The 7,569-nt window shown below is 46.6% G+C and carries 8 protein-coding genes and 1 pseudogene; all 9 read left to right on the forward strand.

Going from position 1 to position 7,569, the window contains the following annotated elements; all coding sequences use genetic code 11:
• Positions 1–71: 71 nt before the first annotated feature.
• The gene (locus tag GRP75_RS15860; protein WP_013310746.1) at positions 72–665 is read left to right on the forward strand and encodes a lysophospholipid acyltransferase family protein; all 594 of its coding nucleotides are present in this window, start codon (positions 72–74) and stop codon (positions 663–665) included.
• Positions 666–785: 120 nt separating this feature from the next.
• Positions 786–2,012, forward strand: a complete 1,227-nt coding sequence (gene rpsA / locus GRP75_RS15865; RefSeq protein ID WP_013371699.1) for a 30S ribosomal protein S1 — start codon at positions 786–788, stop codon at positions 2,010–2,012.
• 147 nt (positions 2,013–2,159) lie between these two features.
• The gene (der, locus tag GRP75_RS15870) at positions 2,160–3,482 is read left to right on the forward strand and encodes a ribosome biogenesis GTPase Der (RefSeq protein ID WP_013310744.1); all 1,323 of its coding nucleotides are present in this window, start codon (positions 2,160–2,162) and stop codon (positions 3,480–3,482) included.
• 11 nt (positions 3,483–3,493) lie between these two features.
• Entirely contained in the window at positions 3,494–4,102 is a 609-nt protein-coding gene (gene plsY / locus GRP75_RS15875) for a glycerol-3-phosphate 1-O-acyltransferase PlsY (protein WP_025723065.1), read from the forward strand.
• On the forward strand, positions 4,095–5,135 hold the full coding sequence (locus GRP75_RS15880; RefSeq protein ID WP_023989185.1) for an NAD(P)H-dependent glycerol-3-phosphate dehydrogenase: 1,041 nt from the start codon (positions 4,095–4,097) through the stop codon (positions 5,133–5,135). Before plsY ends, GRP75_RS15880 begins: the two co-directional genes overlap by 8 nt.
• A gap of 165 nt (positions 5,136–5,300) precedes the next feature.
• Positions 5,301–5,576, forward strand: a complete 276-nt coding sequence (locus GRP75_RS15885; protein WP_013310741.1) for a stage VI sporulation protein F — start codon at positions 5,301–5,303, stop codon at positions 5,574–5,576.
• 178 nt (positions 5,577–5,754) lie between these two features.
• On the forward strand, positions 5,755–6,405 hold the full coding sequence (locus tag GRP75_RS15890; RefSeq protein WP_160789778.1) for a hypothetical protein: 651 nt from the start codon (positions 5,755–5,757) through the stop codon (positions 6,403–6,405).
• Positions 6,406–6,444: 39 nt separating this feature from the next.
• On the forward strand, positions 6,445–6,795 hold the full coding sequence (locus GRP75_RS15895; protein WP_160789779.1) for a 2Fe-2S iron-sulfur cluster-binding protein: 351 nt from the start codon (positions 6,445–6,447) through the stop codon (positions 6,793–6,795).
• Positions 6,796–7,214: 419 nt separating this feature from the next.
• A pseudogene (locus GRP75_RS15900) lies at positions 7,215–7,569 on the forward strand (stage IV sporulation protein A); the annotation flags it as partial.

Raw genomic sequence — 7,569 nt, forward strand, 5'->3', positions numbered from 1 at the left:
ATGGGCATTCAGGATGTCGTTGATACGATCGTATCTTATTGCTTAACGGAGAAGGATGGAGAGATCAGCCAATGATATATACTGTATGCGCCAGTATTTTGCGTCTCATTTACCGCGTTCTGTTTAGACTTGAGGCGGTAGGCAGGGAAAATGTTCCTGCCGAGGGCGGAGTACTGTTGTGTTCTAATCATATTAGTAATCTTGACCCTCCTACAGTCGGTATTTTGTTGAAGCGAAAAGTTCACTTTATGGCAAAAGCCGAGCTGTTTAATGTTCCTGTACTAGGTCCACTCATTGGGAAACTGGGAGCTTTTCCAGTCAAACGCGGTGGTGTAAGTAAGGAATCCATTAAGCTGGCATTGAACATTTTGCGTGACGGTAAGGTTATGGGGATCTTTCCCGAAGGCTCCAGAGGAGCTGGGGGAATCGGTAAAAAGGGTGCTGCAAGCTTTGCGCTACGCAGTGGAGCGGCTGCCGTTCCGGTCGCCATCATTGGTGATTACAAGCTTTTCCGTAAAACGAAAGTGTTATACGGTAAACCTGTCAATTTGGACGCTTACCAAAAGGGTGCCGATATCGAAGGAGATCCGCTTGAACTGGCAACAGAAGCAATTATGTCTCGTATTCGCACGATGAAGGAAACGGGTAAGCCTACGAATAACTGAAAGGCTTGCATGAATTGTGTCTAAGCTCGGAAAACTAGAACAAAAGTTTATTTATGTTTTGAACTCTGCCATGCGCAGGTTTAAATAAATGGTTTTTTTTGAATTGAGGAGGGTATTGACATGTCGGAAGAAATTAAAAATCAAGAAGCTGCTGAAGCGGCAAATCAAGACGAGCTCGATCAAATCGTCTCCCTGAAAAAAGGTGACACCGTTAAGGGTACAATCGTGAAATTGGAAGATAACCAAGCGGTAGTAAGCATTGGATATAAATACGATGGAGTTATTCCAATTCGCGAGTTGTCTTCTGGTCTGGATAACGCAGAAGAAGCAGTACAAGTAGGCCAAGAGGTTGAAGCTAGAATTATCAGCATCGACGATGGCAAAGAAAAACTTGTTCTGTCCAAACGTGCAATCGACAGTGAAAATGCTTGGGAAAAGTTGGAGCAACTGTTCGAAAGCAAAGAAGTATTTGAAGTCGTTGTAAATGATGTCGTTAAAGGTGGCATCGTGGTAGACGTAGGTCTGCGCGGATTCATCCCTGCATCCATGGTAGAACGTCACTTCGTTGAAGATTTCAGTGATTACAAAGGCCGCACATTGCGTGTTGTTGTAAAAGAACTGGATCGTGAAAATAACAAAGTGATCCTTTCTCAAAAAGACGTTCTGGAAGCAGAATTCGAAGCCAACAAGCTTAAAGTAATGGCTGAGCTGAAAGAAGGTCAAGAAATCGTAGGTACGGTTCAACGTCTTACACAGTTCGGTGCTTTCGTAGATGTTGGCGGCGTGGACGGTCTGGTTCACGTATCTGAAATTGCTTGGACTCATGTCGATAAGCCTTCTGATGCAGTTTCTGAAGGAGATCAAGTAAAAGTGAAAGTCTTGAAAGTAGATCCTGAAAAAGGAAAAATCAGCCTGAGCATGAAAGCTGCACAGCCTGGTCCTTGGGAATCGGCTGCTGGACAATTCAACAACAATGACATCGTAACAGGTGTTGTAAAACGTCTGGTTAACTTCGGCGCATTCGTTGAAATCGCTCCTGGCGTGGAAGGTTTGGTTCATATTTCCCAAATTTCCCACAAACACATTGGAACTCCACAAGAAGTTCTGGAAGAAGGACAAGAAGTGAAAGTTAAAATTCTTGAAATGAATCCTTCCGAAAAACGTGTTAGCCTGAGCATTAAAGAAACTGAGGAAGCTCCTGAAGCTGCTCCTAAAGCAGAAAGAGCACCACGTGCATCTCGTGCACCTCGTGAGGAACTGAATAATCCTAACGTTTCCCTCAATAATTCCGGTCTGAGCATTACGCTCGGCGAGCGTTTTGGCGATAAGCTGAACAAATTTAAATGAGTTTAAATCAATACATTTTATAATAAGCATAACGTACACCATCGGCGGACCCAGAGGGTTCGCCGATTGTTGTTACGTGACCATATCGCCAATAGGTATGTTTTTTGCTATGATGATAGCGGAAGAATTGACAGGAGGAGTGAATTTATGGCAAGACCCGTTGTGGCTATCGTTGGTCGTCCGAATGTGGGTAAGTCTACTATTTTTAATCGGATTATCGGGGATCGTTTGTCCATCGTGGAAGATAAACCCGGAATCACTCGTGACCGTATATACGGTATATCGGAGTGGAATGGTAAATCCTTCAGTATTATTGACACCGGCGGCATTGAGATTGATGGTGAGGATGTCATTTTAAAATCCATCCGTATGCAGGCCGAACTCGCAATAGAAGAAGCAGATGTAATTGTATTCATGAGTGATGCGAAAGCAGGAATTACACAGTCAGATGAAGAGGTAGCTCAAATGCTATATCGTTCGGGTAAACCGATCATCGTAGCTGTCAACAAGGTGGACAACCTCAGTCGCGCCGATCTGATTTATGAGTTTTATTCTTATGGATTTGGTGATCCAATCGCTGTTTCTGGTAGTCATGGAACAGGGATAGGCGACTTGTTAGATGCCATTACGTCCAATTTGCCTGAGCTGGAAGAAGATCACTATGATGAAGACGTTATTCGTGTTGCCTTGATCGGCCGCCCAAATGTAGGTAAATCTTCACTGGTTAACGCCATTTTGGGAGAAGAACGGGTTATCGTTAGTGACATTGCAGGCACGACGCGTGATGCAATTGATACACCTTTTGAAAAAGACGGTCAAAAGTATGTGCTGATTGATACGGCAGGTATGCGTAAACGTGGTAAAGTTTATGAAACGACCGAAAAATATAGTGTAATGCGTGCCATGCGTGCCATTGAGCGTGCAGATGTTGTACTGGTCGTTATTAACGGCGAGGAAGGCATTATTGAGCAGGATAAGCACATTGCTGGCTATGCTTATGAAGCGGGTAAAGCATCACTGTTTGTCGTTAACAAATGGGATGTCGTGGACAAGGACGATAAAACGATGCACCAGTTTGAAACGAAAATTCGCGATCACTTTCTGTTTATGACATATGCTCCGATTGTGTTCTTGTCTGCAAAAACGAAGCAACGCCTGCAAAAGCTGCTTCCTGTTGTACAGCATGTGGCGCAGCAGCATGTGTTGCGTATTCAGACACATTTGCTGAATGATGTAATTTCCGATGCGGTTGCCATCAATCCTCCACCAACAGACAAGGGACGTCGTCTGCGCATTAACTATGTGACCCAGGTTGCTGTTAAGCCGCCTACGATGGTTGTATTCGTAAACGATCCAGAAATAATGCACTTCTCGTATGAGCGTTATCTGGAGAACAAAATTCGCGCCGCCTTCAATTTTGAAGGAACTCCAATTCGTATCTTTACACGGCGCAAGTCTGACGAAAGTTAGGAGCGAATAGGTTGATTTTACAAATCGTTGCCATCGTACTCAGTTACTTGCTTGGCTCTGTCAGCTTTAGCTTGCTGTATGGAAAATTAAAAGGAATCGACATTCGCCAGCATGGAAGCGGCAATGCCGGTGCGACGAATACGCTGCGTGTGCTTGGAAAAGGCCCAGCTATTCTGGTGCTGCTGCTGGACGTACTTAAGGGGGTTATTGCAGTGCTAATAGGGCACTGGTTAGGTGGACAATCATCCTGGGTACCGGGTTTGTGCGGCATTGCGGCGATTGCGGGCCATAACTGGCCGGTATATTTTCACTTCCGTGGAGGAAAAGGTATTGCGACTGCTATTGGTGTATTGGCATCGCTTGCCTTACTGCCCGCACTATATGCCGGAATCATTGCGATACTTGCAATCGTAATGACGCGTTACGTATCCTTGGGATCGCTCATTTTTGTCATTTTGACCCCCTGGATATTACTCGTGCTTGGTTATGCATGGCCGTTATTCTGGACGGCTCTAATCATTTGTCTGTTCGCTGTGTGGAGACACCGTACCAACATAGTCAAGCTGGTACGGGGGAATGAGAATAAGCTTGGCTCCAAAGGAGGAGATCGTCTTGTCTGAGAAAATAGCTGTGCTGGTCGCGGGGAGTTGGGGAACAGCCCTAGCTTCCGTTCTTGCGGCCAATAACAACAATGTCTCTGTCTGGACGAGAAACGAGCAGCAAGCAGCTGAAATCAATGAGAAGCATACGAATGAGCATTATTTACCAGGCTCCATTTTGTCTGATCGCATTTCAGCTACAACTGACATGCAGACTGCGGTATCTGGTGCTAGAGCAGTGATTATCGTATCTCCTTCGGCTGCTGCTCGTCAGGTAGCACGTAGTCTGAAAGCTCATTTTAGCAAGGATATGCTGGTAGTGCATGCCATTAAAGGTTTTGAAACTGAAACGCTTAAACGTATGTCCACGGTGATCTCGGAAGAACTGGAAGTCGCGGAGGGCGATATTGCCGTGCTGTCTGGTCCGAGTCATGCGGAAGAAGTGGTGAAGAAGTGTCCTACAACGGTCGTTGTAGCTTCCTCCAATGAGAAGGCTGCACAGGCCGCACAGGGGCTGTTCATGAACTCCTATTTCCGCGTCTATACAAACCGTGATTTGCTCGGCGTGGAACTGTCCGGGGCGCTAAAAAACATTATCGCATTGGGTGCGGGAATGTCAGACGGACTTGGTTTCGGTGATAATGCCAAAGCGGCTTTATTGACTCGTGGATTGGCTGAAATTACCCGTGCCGGAGTTGAGATGGGTGCTAATCCATTAACCTTTGCCGGCCTGGCTGGTATTGGCGATCTAGTGGTCACTGCAACGAGTCGTCACAGTCGCAACTGGCGTGCAGGGTCCCTATTGGGACAGGGCCAGCAGCTTGATGCTGTGCTAGAATCGATGGGCATGGTCGTAGAAGGTATTCGAACGACAAAAGCTGCATACGCCATCTCTCAAAAATTAGGTGTTCAGATGCCTATTACAGAGGTGCTGTATGGAGTACTGTTTGAAGGACGTGACGTCCGTAAGGCCGTTGAGGCGCTGATGGGTCGCGATCCTAAGACCGAGATGGAAGTCATGCCACTTCAAACTTGGGAGCAATGGCATTCTTAAGGGTCGGATGAGCTTTAATAATATAAAGGCTGTCTCATGGTAGATTTTTTCTATAATGAGATAGCCTTTTTTAGTTAGGCGTTTGGCATGTCTTATGTACGCTTAATCACCTTTTGTCTCCGCCACTCATAGACTGAGTTGAGCAATGGCGGAGGAGGGGAGATTGTGAATAAAAACTTTCCGAAAGATGCATTGAAGGCCATTAACAAAAAAGGTGGCAAAAACATATCCGAAAATGCAGTGAAAAAGCTGGCAGGCACGGTAAAGGCGGACACGCTTCAAAGCGAAGCGCAACTGCGTCAGCTTATCAAGCAGGTGTCTGCGATGGCCAACATTCCGGTGTCGGAAGATACAGTAAGGGATATCGTTGGTGCCGTCAAAAAGAGCGGAATGAATCCTTCCAATATGGAAGCGTTGATGAAAATGATGATGAAAAAATAGACCGCTGGCCGCACGCCGGTTAGTATTATTCACCGTGAACCGGGAAGGTTCGCGGTTTTTTTTATATTTTGGAGCAGCTAACCTCTTTTTCAGTACACAAAATATCGAACTGCCCTGTCGAACATGTTATAATGATGCCCATCAGGAAACGGAAGGAAAGACAGCAAAGGAGGAAACGATGTTGAAGGAGGCAATATCATCAGTGTTAGTAGACAGGCTTCCTCACAATCTGGCAGTTGCGCTGAGTAGCTTGGCTGAGAGCTGGTCAAAAGTGTCGGTTCCGTGGATGCTGGGGGGGAGCTGTTCACTACTTGTGCAAGAAGTTGAACTGGATCGCCTGCCTCGGGACATTGATATTTATGCGGATATTCATGCTGCAAAGCAGCTCCATGCGCACCCCCTGGGTATGAGTATAGATCGACAGCAGGTTGACCGTAGCGGCTCTTACGTTTCATTGCTGAGCCACTATGACTTGGAGGGTTTTCCAGTCGAGTTGGTGGGGGGATTTGAGGTATTATGTGGCGGAGCGTTATACCGCTTAGAGATCGAGCGACTACTTTGGTCGGCTGGGGTTCAGCTTGAGCTGGGGAGTGCTTCACTGCGTCTGATGCCGCTCAGTCATGAACTTTTATTCAATATATTGCGAAATCGACCCGACCGATATAAAGCGATTGCAGATGTTATGAAGCGCGACCCGCGACGTCATATCATTGTACTGAAGCAGCTACTAGTCAGTAATATTTGGAATGAGGAGCAATTGGACAAGCTTGCAGAACTTCTGCCTTGGCCAGAGTTGCACTCCGTCATCCAGATGGGCAATGAAGTATAAGCTGTGTGTGTTAGGAGAAAGACGACTGGAGGACCGTTCATGAATGTGCAGATTATGTTCAAGCCGTCAGGCAGGCGCGTACAGGTCGGTCAGGGTACGTCATTGCTTCAGGCTGCCCGTAAAGCGGGTGTATATATTCCCACTCGTTGTGACGGAAAAGCAGCCTGTCTGATGTGTAAGGTACAAATATCACCGGAATGGGCTGAATTCGCAGGCCAACCCAGCGATGCAGAGCAGCGTAAGCTGGGACCTTTACTGGATGAGGGAATACGCTTATCCTGCCAGGCGCGTGTCCAAGGCGATATGCAGGTAACCGTACCGGAGGATAGGCTTAAGGCGGCTATCAGGCGGCAACTGGAGCGTCAGTCGATGGATGATGAACTGTGGTAATGCCGATTATATCAGGAAAATAAAAAAGGATGGTTTCCGACGACTCTAAACGGTCAGGAGAAACATCCTTTTTTATTTAGTCTAGCGACGAAGTCATGGGAGAGTCTTGCCCCGCATATATTAGGTGAGTGGACCCAAACGTAAAATATCGTTTCTGCAATGATCGCTGTGTCGTAATCTATTTTTTAAAAAACTAAACATATTTTACGGAGGGGATACATATGATGGTATCAGTCCAAATGCATGTACGAGTTTACGCCGTTTCGCCGATTCCATCAGTCTCCTGAATCTCGGCGGCGGACGACTTCCGGGCATTTTAAAGGCTGTTCTGCCGCATCTGGGATCAAGCAGTTGGTTGAACACGAAGCGGATGCTCTTTGAGCATTTTTCCTTCGGAGACTTTTGAGGAGGGGATTTCAATGGAGAAAGTGGACATTTTTAAAGACATTGCCGAACGCACCGGAGGAGACATTTATCTTGGGGTCGTCGGCGCAGTCCGAACAGGAAAATCAACGTTTATCAAGCGGTTTATGGAGACGATTGTTCTGCCGAACATTACAAGTGAGGCGGACCGTGCCCGCGCCGTAGACGAGTTGCCGCAAAGTGCGGCAGGCAAGACGATCATGACGACGGAGCCTAAATTTGTACCGAATAATGCCGTCCAGATCAAAGTAACGGAAGGACTGGACGTGAATGTACGTCTGGTTGACTGTGTAGGATATGCAGTAGAAGGAGCGAAAGGGTACGAGGATGAAAATGGTCCGAGGATGATCT

The sequence above is a fragment of the Paenibacillus sp. OT2-17 genome (assembly GCF_009827695.1).
GTDB lineage: Bacteria > Bacillota > Bacilli > Paenibacillales > Paenibacillaceae > Paenibacillus > Paenibacillus polymyxa_B.